The following is a 17,136-nucleotide window of genomic DNA, read 5'->3' on the forward strand; positions in this document are numbered from 1 at the left end:
AATGAAGAAAATTTTATTAATTATATCACTTTTTACAGCACTGATTTTTCACGCGCAGACCAGCAAATGGAGCGATCTTTTCTCATACAATAATGTCCTGAAAATAAGAGAAGACGGTGACCGATTAATCGCAGCAACAGAAAACGGAATTTTTTATTATTACCCAGGCACAGGAGAAATAAAAAAACTTTCTAAAGCCAATGGACTCCACGAAGTTAAAATATCTGCTTTTGATTATAATGCTACAACTCAAACAGGCATTGTGGGCTACCAGAACGGATCTATGGATGTCATTACACCAAACGGTATTTTTCTGATTATTGATATCCCTCTTGCCAATGGTTATAACGGTAGTAAAAGGATCAATGATATATCCATCAATGGCGATAAAGCAATTATCTCAGCAGGTTATGGGGTGTCTATTTTCAATGTCACAAAAAGGGAGTTTGGGGATACAGCTTTTTTTACTACCGGTGGAGCATATGACGCAGTAAATTCCGCAGTTCTTAAGGATAACATTGTTTATGCAGCGACAAGAAAAGGATTGAAGTATCATGAGCTTAATGCCACATTTCCAGTATATAACAGTTGGGTATCTCCTACTAATTTTCAAGGTGATTATAAAAAGATAGATGCCTCGGGAATTATAGCTTTTGCTTCAAATAACGATTTGAAATTCGGTAACTTTCCCAATTTATCTACCAAATCAGGTTTTTCTAATATTCAAGATGTAAAGGTTGCTGGAAATCAGATTATTGTAACAGATCAAACTCAAGTCTATGTCTACGGACTTAATGGAACTCAGCAAAAGAATTTTAATGCTGAAGAATCAATCAATACGGCCATAGTCTATAATAATCAGCTTTTCACAGGGACTCGTTTTTCCGGAATTTATAATGAACAAAAAAGCAGTTTCAGACCAGATGGACCCTACAATAATTTGTCGTACAAAATATCGTTGCTAAATAATCAAATATGGGTTTCAACTGGAGGAAGAAGTTCTTACAACGAATCATTATCTCCGGATATGGGTTATTACCATTATAATGGTACTAATTGGATATATCCGGAATATTTTAAAACGAATAATCAATTTAATATTTTAGATGTTGTCCCTAATCCATCTAAACCATCTGAAATATTTTTTACTAATTATTTTTTTTCTGGAAATAAAGGTATCTATAAAATGGATAATAATGAGTTTGTAAAATCTTATAGTTTAAATCCTGCGAACATTTATGGTGATCAGCCAGTAGGCTGCGTGTTCGATAGTAACAATGAGTTATTTTGCTCGGCCTCGGGAATAGATGGGACTTTAGGTGCGGGGTTTTATTATTATGATAAATCCAATGATAAATTTATCAGTAAGAACTTAAATGTGTCTAACAACGCTCAAAAACCTCTTATAAAAGATAAAATCCTCTATATTCCGGTTCCTAGAGTTGGAGGTCTTATTATGTATGATTACAATAATACACCATCTTCATTTTCTGATGATAAATTTAAACTCATTACCAAAGATAATAATCTACCAGTAAGTCAGGTGTACTCTGTTAATGTAGATAATAATGATGATGTTTGGATTGGGACAAAGGAAGGATTGCGTATTCTATCTAATCCAAAAGCCGCAATTCTTGAAAGTAATCCGCAAACCGATCCAATTATTATAGAACAAAACGGAATTGGAGAAGAACTCTTCAAGGATGCTGAAATCTTACAAATTGCAGTAGACTCAGGAAACCAAAAATGGATATCTATTGGCGGTGGAGGCGTGTTTTACATAAGCTCATCCGGAGATAAAACAATTTATCATTTCACAAAGTCTAATTCTCCATTGCCGAACGATATTGTAACAGATGTAAAAATTGATGAAAAAACCGGTAAGGTTTATTTTGTAACAACAGATGGGATCGTAGTTTACCAGGGTGATGTAACAGAGGTAACATCCAATTTCGGTAATGTTCTGGTATATCCCAATCCGGTGGTCTATGCGCAATATAAAGGCAATGTAAGAATGCGTGGTCTAGCACAGAAAACCAATATCAGAATTACGGATGCCGCAGGTAATTTGGTGCATTCTGCTGTCGCAAATGGAGGCTATTTTGAATGGAATCTTAACAACCAAAGAGGAGTGAGGGTAGCTTCAGGAATCTATTATGTTTTGATGACCAACGAGGATGGAACTGATAGTGCTACAGCCAAAATTGCTGTCGTAAATTAAGAAATGACCCAAGAAGTTTTTTTATTGTCTTATACAAAATATGGAGATCACGATGCTGTTCTCCATTGTTTTTGCAGAGAAAATGGATTCGAAAGTTTTTTTGCCAAAGGTATCTATGCTCCAAAAAATAAAAAAAAGGCATTTCTTTTTCCTCTAAATGAACTATTGGTTTATACGTCTGACAAAAAAAAAAATATCCAGAATGTTATCAAATTGGAACAGAAAAATTCTGAACTTTTCACGTCTGATATTAGAAAGAATGCGATTTTATTTTTTATCTCTGATTTGTTGAATCAAGTTCTTAGGAATGAAAATCAGAATCAGAATATTTATTCTGAAATTTCTCTTTTTTTGAGTCAATTGCAGATGGATAATTTCCAATCTCATTTGATATTTATTTTTAGATTGCTGAAACAGCAAGGTTTACAGCCTTTATTTTCGGATAAAATTTATTTGAATCCAGAATCTGGAAACTTCGAAGACATCGAGTCTCATCATTTTTTTAATCAAGATATTTCAGCAATTTGGAAGGAGCTGATTGTCTCGCAAAATCCGTATGACATTAAATTAAGCAGATTAGGGAAACAGAATTTTCTGGATTCGGTTTTAGTCTATTTTCATTATCATTTTACAGATTTCCGAGAACCAAGATCCTTGGAAATCATCAAAGAAATTTTTTAAATTATGATTATTAAAGCCGAACAAAAAGACATCTCTGTTATTCAAGATTTAGCAAAAAGATCTTGGAGTTTTGCTTATGCGGACATATTGGAACAGGATCAGATAGATTATATGTTGGATTTGATGTATTCTGAAGAAGTATTGAAAAAACATTTTGAAAATCCAAATTATCATTATTATTTGATACAGGAAGACAATCAATTCTTAGGCTTCGTTGGGTTTGAATTTCATTTAGAACCGGAAACCACAAAACTTCATAGGATTTATTTTTTAAAAGAAGCACAAGGAAAAGGTCTGGGTAAAAAAGCTCTGAACTTTATAAAGGAAGAAGTAAAAAAGATTGGTGATAAAAGAATCACTTTAGCTGTTAACAAAAATAATCAAGCAAAAAGTTTTTACGAATCTCAAGGTTTCAATGTCTATGATGAAGGCATTTTTGATATCGGAAATGGATACGTAATGGATGATTATTTGATGGAATTTGTCCTTTAGTAATAACTCCAAAAATATATTGAAAAAGCATTTGTTCATTAGCAAGTGCTTTTTTTGTGATTTTATTTTTGATGAATATTATTAGTTCTTTTGAATAAATTATTAATATTCAAAATAATGATAAAAACTTAAAAACTCTTTTTGGGTTTTGTTTAGCTTGGAATTAATTTCTATTTATTTGAATATTAAATGAATAATTATTTTGTGAAATTCTATTAATTCTGTTTTTAAGTTTGTGATGAATACAATATTAATTTTTTAGGGCAAATTATCTTAATTAATTCTTACCATTCTTTAATAAACGATTAATGATTCTTTAAAGTTCAATATCGGAGATAATTTTAGATTTGTCGCAGAACGAAATCAAGCTGATGCCTGATAGTAATTTTTCTTCATATACTATTTTTTAAATTTAGAAAGCCAGCTATTTATAGTTGGCTTTTTTATTATTCCCAAGGAAATTTCTGTATTAACCTCAGTTGTGGTGCACCGCCACCGTGATATTCGGAATTAGGATATTCTAAAATCCATTTTTCTGAATTTTCATCAATATAATATATACACCAACCATCTTCGCTCGCACCAACCTTACTTAGCTGTTTTTGTTTTTCAACTAATTCATTTCCAATTAAAATAATATTCATAGTGTTTATTTTTAACTCGAACTCTCTAACTAATCTGCGCCCACTTATTCTTCCCTTTATACTGCCGGATGTAATATTGTTTCATCACTTGATTATCGGGATGATTGAGAAGAGAATCTTTCTCCAGAATTCTTTCCACAGTTAGTTTTGAAGCTTTGATAATGGCAGAATCTTCTATCAGACTTAGTTTTTTGAAATCCACAATACCACTTTGCTGAGTTCCCAGAATGTCGCCCGGACCGCGCAATTCCATATCAACTTCCGATATTTTGAAACCATCGTTCGTCTGAACCATTGTTTTGATTCTGGTTCTGCTTTCTTTGCTCAGTTTATCATCTGTCATCAGGATACAATAACTTTGCTCTGCTCCTCTTCCAACACGTCCTCGCAACTGATGAAGCTGTGATAATCCAAATCTCTCGGCGCTTTCAATAACCATTACAGAAGCATTCGGAACGTTCACACCAACTTCTATCACTGTTGTTGCCACCATAATTTGGGCATTTCCGGAAGCAAAGAATTGCATATTAATATCTTTTTCTGCAGGTTTCATTCGTCCGTGAACCATTGTTACATCATAGCTTTTGAAAAAATTCATAACCTGATCCATACCTTCCATTAGATTTTTGTAATCCAAGGTTTCAGATTCTTCAATCAAGGGATAAACGAAATAAATTTGACGTCCTTTCTCTATTTCTTCTCTGCAAAATTGATAAACAGAAAGCCGGTCTTTTTCTCTTCGGTGGGCGGTTATAATCGGTTTTCTATTAGCCGGTAATTCATCAATCACAGATACGTCTAAATCGGAATAAAAACTCATCGCTAATGTTCTCGGAATTGGGGTTGCAGTCATCACCAAAATATGTGGCGGAATATTATTTTTTGCCCAAAGTTTCGCACGCTGAGCTACTCCAAATCTATGCTGCTCATCAATAATTGCTAAACCGAGGTTTTGAAATTTGACTTTATCTTCTAGAATAGCGTGTGTTCCAATCAAAATGGAAAGTTGTCCATTTTCCAATTCCTCGTGGATGATTCTTCGCTCTTTTGTTTTGGATGAACCAGTCAAAAGTTTGACGTTGATATCTGTATTTTGTAATAATTCCTGAATTGAATTAAAATGTTGTTGCGCCAAAATTTCCGTTGGCGCCATCAGACAAGATTGAAAACCGTTGTCCATCGCAATCAACATTGTTAATAATGCGACCATTGTTTTTCCAGAACCAACATCACCTTGCAACAAACGATTCATTTGGGTCGAACGTTTCATATCGGTTCGGATTTCTTTCAGAACTCGTTTTTGAGCGTTAGTTAATTCGAAAGGAAGATTGTTATTATAGAAATTTGTGAAATGATCGCCGACAATCGGAAACGGATTTCCGAACGATTTCGTTTTCTGATGCAGTTTTTTCAGTCCATAACCTAATTGGAAGAAAAACGCTTCTTCGAATTTCAATCGTCGGTCAGCCGCTTCAAAATGTTTAAAATCTTTTGGGAAGTGTATGTTGTAATAAGAATTTAATCTTCCCATCAACTTCATCGATTCCAAAATATAATCTGGCAAATTTTCCGAAATCAGTTGAGGTAAAGCTTTTAAAATGTTGAAAATAACATTCTGAAAAAACTTATTATTAATGCCTCGCTTACTCAGCTTTTCACTTCCAGGATAAACGGGCAAAAGTGTTCCTGATATTGCTTTCTTTTCATCCGCTTCAATCTCAGGATGTGGCATAGAAAAATTACCGTTGAAAAAGTTGACTTTTCCAAAAATAAAAATTTCTTTGTTTAATGGAATCGAGTCTTTCATCCAATTGGTGTATCGGAACCAAACCAAATCCATCGTCCCAGTTTCATCCCGAAATTTCGCCGACAAACGTTTCCCTTTTTCGTAAACAACTTCTTGGATATCCGTGATTTTCCCTTTCAACTGGATATCAGCATCTGGTTCTTTTGTTAAATCACCGATTTTGTAAATCTTACTTTTATCGATGTAGCGAATCGGGTAGAAGGTCAGCAAATCTTCCACAGTCGAGATTCCCAACACGTTTTTGATGATTTTTGCGCGTTCGGTTCCGATGTTTTTGAGAAATTCTATAGAAGTTTCTAAAATCAAGAAAGAAAAATTTGTTCCGACGAATTTCGGGAAATTTTATTGTAAAATAAAATAGGGGATATAATAAAAAAACATCCGAATTCTGATGTTTCTATAATTAATCTTTAATCTTCGACTTGAACTTCTTCTGATAACCTTCCCATTCATTTCTGCTTTTGATCGTTTTGTACTCATCAGAAGCAATCATAGAAAAATAGGGTTCTACTTCTTTCGCATTCAGAAATCCAGAAAGACTAGTGATCGGATCTGTCTTTTCATCCAAGAAAACCATTGTTGGAATCATATTGATGTTCATGTATTTTGAAAATTGATGAAGTCCGTTTTTGGATTTTTTGTCTTTATAATCAGAGTTAGTGAATGTGTGTCCAGCAAAACTAAGCGTTTCGTTCCCATCACTTTCGAACTTAACAGCATAAAATTTTTCATTGATAATTTTAGCAATTTCCGGATGATTGAACGTGAATTTGTCCATCTCTTTACAAGGTGCACACCAATCTGCATAGAAATCGATAATGATTTTCTTTGGTTCTTTTTTCTGTGCTGCGAGCGCCTGAGTCATCGTCATCCAGCGGACTTGAGCAAACCCAGAAACTTGAATCAGAAATAAGGTTAAAAATAATATTTTTTTCATCTGCGTGTTTTGTTTTCGGTTAACTTCTCATAGGCATAGACGTTTGAACGATTTAAATTACTTTACACCTTGCATTAGTTTTTTTACAAAAGGTGAAATCAAAATTAATATTACTCCGGCAATCAAGGCATATAATCCCAATTGTTTATATCCATCGGTGTAAGTGATAAGAGCGTCATAATTAGTGGCGCCAGATTTTACTTTTGCTAATCCTGCTCCAATTTGTCCCGCAACGTATTGCCCGTAAGCAGATGCGAGAAACCACATTCCCATCATCATTCCTTGTAACTTTTCTGTGGATAATTTTGTCATAATAGACAATCCAATTGGAGACAAGCATAGTTCCCCGAAGGTTATCACAAGTAGCGCAATCGTAAAGATATTAAGAGACGTTATTCCTTGAAGATTCGCGAAAAACTTAGTTCCAAAAAGAACATAATAGCCTAATCCTAAGAATATAAAACCTAATCCGAATTTGATGATTGTATTGGGTTCCAGTTTATTTTTGCTTAACCAAATCCAAAGTAATCCAACCAAAGGCGCTAAGAAAATAATAAAGAATGCACCTCCAGAGTTATTTACACCATTAGGATCCAATCCGAAAAGGTCTTTGTTTAGGTTATTGGCAGCGAAAATACTCAATGAACCACCACTTTGTTCGTAGATTCCCCAGAACAGGATTGAGAAAATAATGAATATCAGGGCAGCCCAAAGTTTTTACGTTCCGACGAATTCACTTTTGTCATCTCGTAAAAAAGATACAATAATGTCAGTGGTCCGACTGTCCACATAAAATAATCCGTGTATTGCGGAACAGAAACCATTATCATAATTAACGGAATGAAGACTAATGATAAAATGTAAACACCATATTCTTTCCATTTTTCAAGTGGAGAAAAAGTGCCATCGGAATTCAGTTTTTGAGGTTGAAGCCCAATGGGGCCTAATTGTCTTTGTGTAAAAATGAAATTGATCAAACTAATAACCATTACAATTGCAGCCAAACCAAAAGCGACGTTCCATCTTTTATGTTCTGGAATTAAATCAGAGAACATTTCACCTTTACCTATAGCAATACAAAGATATCCGCCTAGAAGTGCACCAAGATTGATTCCGGCATAAAACAAAGAGAATCCTGCATCTGTTCTGGAGTCGTTTGCTTTGTATAATTTTCCAACCATTGTGGAAATATTCGGTTTAAAAAATCCTGTTCCTACAACGGTGAAAGAAATACCTAAAAAGAAATAATCGTGCGGATTGGTAGCTAGAATTAGGCTACCGATAATCATCAGAATTCCGCCCCAAAAAAGAGATTTTCTGAATCCTAAAATTTTATCAGCAAACAGACCACCGACAAAAGTAAAGGCATAAACAAAAGCCTGTGTTGCGCCGTATTGAAGGTTGGCTTGTTCATCACCAAATTTCAATTGAGAAATCATAAAGAAAACGAGCATCCCTCGCATCCCGTAGAAACAGAAGCGTTCCCACATTTCTGAGAAAAATAAAGACCAAATTTGTTTCGGATATTTTCCTTTGAAACTCTGAATTTCTTCAAGTGTAAGATTCATCGAATATAATTTTGTTTTATGTTAAAAATACAAACAAATTTAAATAAAAAAACCACCTAAGCGGTGGTTTGAATTTATAAATAAATGTGAAAGTTTTTTAGTTCACACCGTGCATCATTTTCTTTAATCTTGGGGATAAAATTGCTAAAATCACAGAAGCTATTCCGCACAGAACTACGAAAACCATAAAGAACTCGAACAAGTTGTGGATTTCTATCCCTGCAAAAGATGTGTTTGCTACTGGAATTTGTTCTTTTTCAAACAATGCTACTTGCTCGGCGCTCAACGTTACTTTTTTGTCCAAAACATCTTGAAGGTTTATTCCTAGTTTTTCAGCTTTTGCAAATTTGTCACCTGTTGCCGGGATGATGGCTCCTAAAGAACCTGCCAGCGCGTAACCTGCCGCATTGGAAATGAAGAAAACACCATATAATAAAGATGCAAATCTCTTTGGGGCTAATTTTCCTACAAGTGATAATCCTATCGGAGACAAGCAAAGTTCTCCCATTGTTTGGATTAAATATAGTAGAATTAACCATTTTATTGCCAATAAACCAGAGTTTCCTAAATCTTTAACGTTATAAGCGATAATCAAATAAGATAAAGCAATCAATGCTAAACCAATGGCTTGTTTCAAAGGAGAAACGGGTTCTTTGCCCTGAGCTCTTAATTTGTCCCAAAGCAAACTGAATGGTAGTGCCAATAAGACCACGAACAACCCATTGAAAATCTGCACCATTGATGGTGGCATATCCCACCCAAAAATACTTCTGTCGGTTTGATTATCCGCAATGAAAGTCAAAGATGAACCAGCTTGTTCAAATGCTGCCCAGAAGAAAATGATAAAGAATGAAACGATATAAATCACCCAGATTCTTTGTCTTTCAACCTTATTTTCAGCAGAACTCATAATCAAAAATGCCAATGAAATCCCCGCTGCATAGATGAATGGGTAAATCAAACCTTTAATCAATTGTCCCATCCCCACAGAGCTGAATCCAATCTCGTTAACCAAAATATATCTGAAAACAAAGAAAAGAGCGACAAATAACAAGCCTGCTATTCCCATATTTTGGCCTGAAAATTTAGCAGTTTGACTTTCCCCTTCTTCAAAATCGTCTTTTGTGTTATTTTTTGGTAATCCACCAATTGGCCTGCCTTCCGGTGTTACAACATATTTGTTTTTAAAGAAAAAGAAAGTAACCGTTCCAATCATCATTGCGATAGAAGCTGCTAAGAATCCCCATTTGAAAGCGAAAATATCTCGCACGCCATCCGCATCTTTCACATCTCCAACGTATGGACAAATGAACTGACCTAAGAATGCTCCTATATTAATTCCCATATAGAAAATAGTAAAAGCAGAGTCCAATTTAGATTTTTCTTGCTTTGGATAAAGGCTTCCCACCATCGAAGAAATATTAGGTTTGAAGAAACCATTACCAAAAATAATGATGAAAAGTGCCAGCCACATCAAACCTTTCGCACTTGCTAAATCTGAAGAAAAGGTAGAAGCACTGAAAAATAAAAGCAATTGTCCAAGTGCCATCAACGAACCTCCTGCCAAGATTGCATTTCTGTTTCCAATATATTTATCAGCAATAAAACCTCCTAAAAGTGGTGTCAAATAACACAATGCCAAAAAGCCACCATATATAATCGCTGCATCTGCTTCTTTAATTAAGAGAGAATTTACCATAAAGAGCGTCAACAATGCTCTCATTCCATAAAAATTGAAACGCTCCCACATTTCTGTCCCGAAAAGGACCCACAAACCTTTAGGATGTTTTGAATTAGTCGTAACTGTATCCATATAAAATAATTGTTAAATTTTCTTAAAGGTAACAAATATAGTTTTTTTTCATAAACGTAGGCGATTCCCGATGCTGTTTATGCAAGATTTAATAAATCCTATTTTATCAATTTGCATTAACTTTGTCTTTTATGGAAATGTATTTAGAATTTAGAAAAGCAATTTCAGACGATTCTTCAGAGATTTGGGATATATTGCAAGACGCTATCATAAGAAGAAAAAATGATGGTAGCAGGCAATGGCAGGATGGCTACCCGAATCTTGAAACTGTGAAATCCGATATAGAAAAGGGATGTGGTTATGTTTTATTGGTTGACGGAATTATTGCAGGTTACAGCGCATTAATCTTAAATGATGAACCTGCTTATAATGATATTGAAGGAGAGTGGCTGACCAATGGTAATTTTTTGGTAGTTCACAGAGTGGCTATTTCGGATAAGTTTGCTGGGAAAGGATTGTCCAAAAATATTTTCACCTTTATAGAAGATGTTGCCAAGGAGAATAATACTTTTAGTATTAAAGTTGATACCAACTTTGATAATCTTGCAATGTTAGCAATTCTAGAGAAATTTGGATATCAATATTGTGGAGAAGTCCATTTTAGAGGAAGTGCTAGAAAAGCGTTCGAAAAAGTCCTTTAATACTAATTTATAACTCAAAAAAAGCGAAATTAAATCAGATTAATTTCGCTTTTTTAATTTAGAAGAGGAACTTTAAATTATAATTAATGTCCGCTTTCTCTCATAATTTTGTTTAATCTCTTCAACATCATCAACCCCAGCAAGGTTGCGAAAATCAACAGTCCAAAATTGACCAAGAAGTAATTGGCCTTGTTTTCATAATTGTACCAAGTGCTGGCAAGGATTCCGGATAATTTATTCCCAACCGAGTTCGCTAAGAAAAATCCACCCATCATCAAGGCTGTCAATCTCGCTGGAGATAATTTGGAAACGAATGATAATCCCATCGGCGAGAGACAAAGTTCTCCGATTGTTACGACTCCATATCCAGCAATCAACCAAAGTGCAGAAACTTTTTCAGCACCATTGTTTCCTGCATAAACAGCGCCAACCATTACCAAACAAGATAAACTGGTGATGAATAATCCCAATACAATTTTACTCGGTGTCAAAGGTTCTTTTCCTCGTTTTCTGAGCATCGCCCAAACACCAACAATGACTGGCGTTAAAGCAATTACCCAAAATGGATTTATCGATTGGAATAATTCTGTGTTATAAAGGAAAACCGGCTTGTCAGTTTTAGTTTCCAGTTCAGCCCTTTTTTCTACCGAAATATTTCTGAAATAAATATCTTTCCCGGTTTCTTTCAAAGTCTTCCCATCATCACCTTTCTGAGAACGATATTGATCATCATAAATCGGGGTTTCTTTATCAGCATAGCTTTTTTCTTCGACCAAATAAAGTGAAGCCAAAGGTTTTTCAACAGATTCGGAAACGCTTCGGTCGGTGTAATAATTGGCCCAACGTGTCAGCGCAGTTCCATTTTGTTTGAAAACCGCCCAGAAAAACATGCTGATAAGAAATATCGAAAGCAAAGCACCAATCGCGGGTTTCTCCAATGGATTAGATTTAAAATAAAGCGAAACATAGAAGTAAATCACAGGAATACAAGCGAAAATAAATGCATCCGTATTTGTGCTACCAAAAATATTAGTTCCTAAAATCATCGTTGGAACAAACCAACCGATAACGCCTGCTATAATCGCGGGAACAAAAACTTTCATCATGATTTCAGACAGTTTGGTGTCGCCTTCTTGGCTCGGTTTCATAACTGCAGCATGTCTGTAATGTTTCATTCCGATTGAGAAAATTACCAATCCAAGCAACATCCCAACGCCCGCAGTTATAAACGCTTCGCCCCAACCGAACTTGTTACGCATAAATGCTGCAATAATGTTACAGATAAATGCCCCAATATTGATTCCCATATAGAAAATATTGTAACCGGAATCTTTATTAGCTTTATAAGGTTCTTCGGAATAGAGATTTCCCAAAAGTGTAGAAATAGTTGGTTTGAAGAAGCCATTTCCAATGATAATTAAAGCCAATGAACCATAAAACAACGGCAAATCCTTGAAAACACCTACACCAATATAACCTGCAGCCATCAAAATGCCACCCAGGTAAATGGATTTGATATAACCTAATACGCGGTCAGCTAAAAATCCGCCAAGAAAAGGCGTTAGATAAGTCAGCGCTATGAAGGTTCCGAAGATATCATCGGCATCTTTATCAGGGATTCCCAATCCTCCGGCAACGCCTTGTGGTTCTATTAAATAGAGAACAAAAATTCCGAGAATCAAATAATAACCGAAACGTTCCCACATCTCGGTAAAAAACAAAAAGGGTAAACCTTTTGGGTGTTTAGTCTTCATAATTTAATTTTTCACAACTTTCCCAAAAATAGGATTTTAAAATGGATTAGAAAATTTTTATAACTTTGATATGCTTAAATATTCAGAAAATGGAAATCACAATAAAAGATTTGGAAAACGATTTGAAGTCTTTGCCAAAAGAACTTCTTCAACAGGTGAGTGATTATGTTGCTTTTTTGAAACAAAAGTATAACGGACAAGTCAATGAGGATTGGGCAACTTATTTATCCACAAGCCAAAAAGAATCTATTGAAAAAGGAGCTTCTGATATTGAAGAGGGAAGAATTATTTCCCATGATGAAGCGAAACAAAAGATAAAGGAATACCTTAATTCAAAAACTGTCTAAGTGGAAATTGTTTGGTCAGATGAGTCTCTCCAAAAGTATTTCGGAGTTTTAGACTATTTGTTAGAAAATTGGACAATTAAACAAGTTGAAAAGTTCGAAAATAGTTTTGATGCTCTTATAGAACGATTGAAATCTAATAAAGAAATTTGCCCAAAATCTAAGTTCCTAAATTATAGAAAATGTCTTATCGACGAACATAATTCTTTAATTTACCAAGAAGTGAATCACACTATTTTTCTAATTACAATTATTGACAATAGAAGCTTAAATAATTATTAAAAAACCGCAAAAGAAAACATCTTCTGCGGTTTTTTAACTTCCGTCCTCGGACTTCCATCTTCCATCTTTTTACAAATTCTCCAAAATAAAATTCGTCATTTTCTCATAAAGCTGAGGTCTGGTTTGTCCACCATAGATGCCGTGGTTTTTGTCCGGATAAGCCATAAAATCAAACTGTTTTTTATTTTGAATTAAGGCTTCAGAGAACTCCATAGAATTTTGGAAATGAACATTGTCATCTGCCGTTCCGTGGATCAAAAGAAATTTTCCTTTCAATAAATTAGCAAAAGTTGTCGGTGAGTTTTGGTCATAACCTTCCGGATTTTCTTGAGGTGTTTGTAGGAATCTTTCGGTATAGATGCTGTCATAATATCTCCAGTTGGTAACCGGTGCAACAGCAATTCCCATTTTAAAAACATCAGCACCTTTTGTCATGGCTAAAGAAGTCATATAGCCACCAAAACTCCAACCGAAAATCCCGATTCTAGATTTGTCAATATAAGATTGGTTTCCAAACCATTTGGCAGCAGTAATTTGATCTTCTATTTCATATTTGCCTAATTGTTTGTAAGTTACTTTTTTGAATTTTGCACCTTTATAGCCTGTTCCGCGTCCATCTACACAGGCTACAACGTAACCTTTCTGAGCTAGCATTTCGAACCAAATTCCGTTGCCGCCATCCCAAGAATTGGAAACCTGCTGAGAACCAGGACCAGAATATTGGAACATAAATAATGGGTATTTTTTATTAGGGTCAAAGTTTTTAGGTTTAATAATCCAAGCGTTCAATTGGTCGCCAACAGAATTCGGAATGGTGATGAATTCCTTTGTTACAAAGTTATCTTTCTGCAGTTTAGAAAGCATCTCATTATTATTCTGAAGTTCTTTTATTTCCTTGCCAGAAGCATCTTTCAAAACATATTTGTAGGGTATTCCAGCTGTAGAATTGGTATTGATGAAATAGTTAAAAGACTTGCTAAAACTTGCCGAGTTATTTCCTTCTGGATAAGAAATCAAAGTTGTTTTTCCGGAATTGATATTCAGTTTTGAAACGACTTTGTTCAAACTTCCTTTTTCAGTGGTTTGGATATAAGCTTCCTTAGTTTTTGGGTTGTAACCGTAATAATCTGTGATTTCCCAGTTACCTTTCGCAACTTGCTTTTTCAATTTCCCAGCTTTGTCATACCAGTACAATTGTCTGTATCCATCACGTTCCGAAGCCCAAAGGAAAGAGTTGTCATCCAAAAACTCCAACGTCAGATTGTCGGTTTCTATCCAAGCGTTGTCGGTTTCTGAAAATAATTTGGTTAAGTTCCCGGATTTTGTATCCACTTTTATCAAATCTACTTTACTGTGATGTCTGTTGCTGGTTGCGATGACAATTTCATTCGCATCATTCGTTTGCCAAAGTTGCGGAATGTAATGATTTTCAAAACTTCCAAGATTCAGAGCTGTTGTTTTTGCTGAATTTAATTGATAAAGATTAGCAGTAACTGTTGAATTAGTTTCTCCAGCTTTTGGATATTTGTAGCGCATCTCCGTTGGATAAAGCGATTTCCCGTAGATTGGAATATAAATTTCCGGAACTTTTGACTCATCGAATCTTACAAAAACAATTGCATCGCCCGCTTTGTTCCATTGGTAATAATCTGCGTGAGAAAATTCTTCTTCATAAACCCAGTCTCCCAATCCATTAATTATAGAATTTTTCTTTCCGTCAGTTGTAATCTGCGTGATTTTTCCGGAGGTCAAATCTTGATAAAACAAGTTGTTGTCAACGATAAAAGCCACTTTGCTTCCGTCCGGAGAAAACTTCGGTTCCTGAATCCAGTTTCCATTATTAAGTGGCATTACTGTATTTGATTTCAAATCCTTAACATCAAATTTTCCCAAGAATGAATGTCTGTAAATCGGTTCACTTTCTTTCTGAAGAAGAATTTTGGATTCGTCTGCAGAGAAAATATAAGATTCGAAACTTCCATCTACAATATTTCCAACTTTCTGGAATGTTTTATAGCTATATTTTGCGATTCCGTCTTTTTCTATAGTGGCGTAATTTTCACCATCGTTAAGGGAAGCAATTCCTGCAATTCCTTTTCCACGATAGTATCCGGAGTAGATTTTGTCTAACGTAATTTCTTGAGCATTAATGTTTTGTGATAAAACTGCTGTCATCAAAACAACAGAAACAAGGATTTTTTTGTTCATTATCTTTTTATTTTTATTTAAGGAATTCACGAACCTTGCGGTTTTATTTTTCAAATTTTAGAGTTGTAAATATATTTATTTTTTGTCTAATATGTTGAGTTGTAGCCTAACCCTTTCAGAGTTTCAAATTGACTATCGTCTAATCTTTGATTTCTGAAAGGGTTTTTTAACATCGAGTTGTAAATGCGTGAGGGATAGTAGTGGAAACCCTTTTTTGTCGGCCTTAGGAGGACAGAAAAGATTGTAACGGATAGCCCGACCCAAGCTTTGAACTTAGCCTTGGAAAGGCACACGCCCAAAAACTGACAACCATCAACTGGAAACTATCAACTAATATTTGTATCTTTGCACCATTATTTTTCTCACTTAAAACGTTTATAGCATGCAACTGTATAACACATTAAGCGCAGAAGAAAGAGCTCGACTTATCGATGAGGCCGGACAAGAGCGCCTTACATTGTCTTTCTATGCGTACGCCAAAATTGAAAATCCTAAGAAATTTCGCGACGACTTATTTATTGCTTGGAACGCTCTTGATGCACTAGGTCGTATCTATGTTGCTCACGAAGGAATTAATGCTCAGATGAGCGTTCCTGCGGAGAATTTCGAAGCTTTTCGTGATACGCTGGAGGTTTACGACTTTATGAAGGGCATCCGCCTGAATGTCGCTGTTGAGCAGGATAATTACTCTTTTTTGAAGTTAACGATTAAAGTTAGAAACAAAATTGTTGCGGATGGTTTGAATGACGAAACTTTTGATGTCACCAATAAAGGAATTCACTTGAAAGCTCAGGAATTCAATAATATGTTGGCGGATCCAAATACAATTGTAGTAGATTTCAGAAATCATTACGAAAGTGAAGTGGGGCATTTTGAAGGCGCAATTACACCAGATGTTGAGAATTTTCGAGAAAGTTTACCTATTATTAATGAACAATTACAGGATTTCAAAGAAGATAAAAATTTGTTGATGTATTGTACTGGCGGAATCCGTTGTGAAAAAGCGAGTGCTTATTTCAAACATCAAGGTTTTAAAAACGTTTATCAATTAGAAGGCGGAATTATCGAATATACACGCCAAATTAAAGAAAAAAATATTAAAAGTAAATTCATCGGGAAGAATTTTGTGTTTGACCATCGATTAGGCGAAAGAATTACGGACGATATTATTGCGCAATGTCATCAATGTGGAAAACCTTGTGATAATCATACAAACTGTGCAAATGATGCTTGTCATTTGTTATTCATCCAATGTGACGAATGTAAAGCTGTAATGGAAAATACTTGCTCAACCGAATGTCACGAAATAATCCATTTGCCACAAGAAGAGCAAGTTGCGAGAAGAAAAGGCTTGCAAGTGGGGAATAAAGTGTTCCGAAAAGGTAAATCCGAAGCTTTGAAATTTAAAAATTCAGGAGATTTATCAACGCAAACTTTGGCAAAAGCAAAACCTGAAACTACAGATATCCGTCAGAAAATTAAAGTTAAAAAAGTATTGATTGGTAAAGGAGAACATTATTATTCTAAATCTAAAATAGGACAGTTTTTAATTGAAAACAAAGAACTTTCTGTAGGTGATAAAGTTTTAATTTCCGGTCCTACAACTGGAGAACAAGAGTTTACCATTAAAGAAATTTTCGCTAATGGCGCTTCAACTGAAATAGCTAAAGTGGGTGATCAAGTTACTTTTGAGCTTCCATTTAGAGTTCGTTTGTCCGATAAGTTGTATAAAATCTTATAAGAT

General features: G+C 34.9%; 12 protein-coding genes and 1 pseudogene. 6 read left to right on the forward strand and 7 right to left on the reverse strand.

All coding sequences use genetic code 11. The features are described from left to right. The first annotated feature begins 1 nt into the window (after nucleotide 1). The 3 genes from porZ to EGH73_RS08980 are packed head-to-tail and all read left to right on the forward strand — an operon-like array spanning nucleotide 2 to nucleotide 3,394. On the forward strand, nucleotides 2-2,221 hold the full coding sequence (porZ, locus tag EGH73_RS08970; protein WP_123281540.1) for a type IX secretion system anionic LPS delivery protein PorZ: 2,220 nt from the start codon (nucleotides 2-4) through the stop codon (nucleotides 2,219-2,221). A 3-nt stretch (nucleotides 2,222-2,224) separates the two neighbouring features. Then, nucleotides 2,225-2,902: a DNA repair protein RecO gene (recO, locus tag EGH73_RS08975; RefSeq protein ID WP_123281541.1), complete on the forward strand. Its 678-nt coding sequence runs from the start codon at nucleotides 2,225-2,227 to the stop codon at nucleotides 2,900-2,902. A 3-nt stretch (nucleotides 2,903-2,905) separates the two neighbouring features. Next, nucleotides 2,906-3,394, forward strand: a complete 489-nt coding sequence (locus tag EGH73_RS08980) for a GNAT family N-acetyltransferase (protein ID WP_184808090.1) — start codon at nucleotides 2,906-2,908, stop codon at nucleotides 3,392-3,394. Between the two features lie 446 nt (nucleotides 3,395-3,840). Here EGH73_RS08980 and EGH73_RS08985 read toward each other — a convergent pair whose 3' ends face one another. From EGH73_RS08985 to EGH73_RS09005, 5 genes and pseudogenes are all read right to left on the reverse strand, one after another. After that, nucleotides 3,841-4,038, reverse strand: a complete 198-nt coding sequence (locus tag EGH73_RS08985; RefSeq protein ID WP_123281543.1) for an Imm27 family immunity protein — start codon at nucleotides 4,036-4,038, stop codon at nucleotides 3,841-3,843. Nucleotides 4,039-4,063: 25 nt separating this feature from the next. Further along, nucleotides 4,064-6,151, reverse strand: coding sequence for an ATP-dependent DNA helicase RecG (gene recG, locus EGH73_RS08990; RefSeq protein WP_123281544.1), 2,088 nt, complete (start codon nucleotides 6,149-6,151; stop codon nucleotides 4,064-4,066). Between the two features lie 97 nt (nucleotides 6,152-6,248). Beyond that, nucleotides 6,249-6,782 (reverse strand): thioredoxin family protein, encoded by a 534-nt coding sequence (locus EGH73_RS08995; protein ID WP_123281545.1) that lies wholly within the window; start codon nucleotides 6,780-6,782, stop codon nucleotides 6,249-6,251. A gap of 57 nt (nucleotides 6,783-6,839) precedes the next feature. Then, nucleotides 6,840-8,350 (reverse strand): annotated as a pseudogene (locus EGH73_RS09000) (peptide MFS transporter). 97 nt (nucleotides 8,351-8,447) lie between these two features. Next, nucleotides 8,448-10,163 (reverse strand): peptide MFS transporter, encoded by a 1,716-nt coding sequence (locus EGH73_RS09005; RefSeq protein ID WP_089768806.1) that lies wholly within the window; start codon nucleotides 10,161-10,163, stop codon nucleotides 8,448-8,450. Between the two features lie 131 nt (nucleotides 10,164-10,294). On the opposite strand from EGH73_RS09005, the gene EGH73_RS09010 reads away from it, so the two are divergent. Further along, nucleotides 10,295-10,804: a GNAT family N-acetyltransferase gene (locus tag EGH73_RS09010; protein WP_123281546.1), complete on the forward strand. Its 510-nt coding sequence runs from the start codon at nucleotides 10,295-10,297 to the stop codon at nucleotides 10,802-10,804. Nucleotides 10,805-10,887: 83 nt separating this feature from the next. Here the strand turns inward: EGH73_RS09010 and EGH73_RS09015 are convergent, their stop codons facing one another. Beyond that, nucleotides 10,888-12,558, reverse strand: a complete 1,671-nt coding sequence (locus EGH73_RS09015) for a peptide MFS transporter (protein WP_123281547.1) — start codon at nucleotides 12,556-12,558, stop codon at nucleotides 10,888-10,890. A gap of 89 nt (nucleotides 12,559-12,647) precedes the next feature. Between EGH73_RS09015 and EGH73_RS09020 the strand changes: the two genes are divergently transcribed. Beyond that, nucleotides 12,648-12,905, forward strand: coding sequence for a hypothetical protein (locus EGH73_RS09020; RefSeq protein WP_089768801.1), 258 nt, complete (start codon nucleotides 12,648-12,650; stop codon nucleotides 12,903-12,905). A 348-nt stretch (nucleotides 12,906-13,253) separates the two neighbouring features. Here the strand turns inward: EGH73_RS09020 and EGH73_RS09030 are convergent, their stop codons facing one another. After that, a complete protein-coding gene (locus EGH73_RS09030; RefSeq protein WP_123281549.1) occupies nucleotides 13,254-15,392 on the reverse strand; it encodes a S9 family peptidase in 2,139 nt (712 codons plus the stop codon). 382 nt (nucleotides 15,393-15,774) lie between these two features. On the opposite strand from EGH73_RS09030, the gene trhO reads away from it, so the two are divergent. Continuing rightward, nucleotides 15,775-17,133, forward strand: coding sequence for an oxygen-dependent tRNA uridine(34) hydroxylase TrhO (gene trhO, locus EGH73_RS09035; RefSeq protein ID WP_123281550.1), 1,359 nt, complete (start codon nucleotides 15,775-15,777; stop codon nucleotides 17,131-17,133). Nucleotides 17,134-17,136: the final 3 nt, after the last annotated feature.

The sequence above is a fragment of the Epilithonimonas hominis genome (assembly GCF_003730015.1).
GTDB lineage: Bacteria > Bacteroidota > Bacteroidia > Flavobacteriales > Weeksellaceae > Epilithonimonas > Epilithonimonas hominis.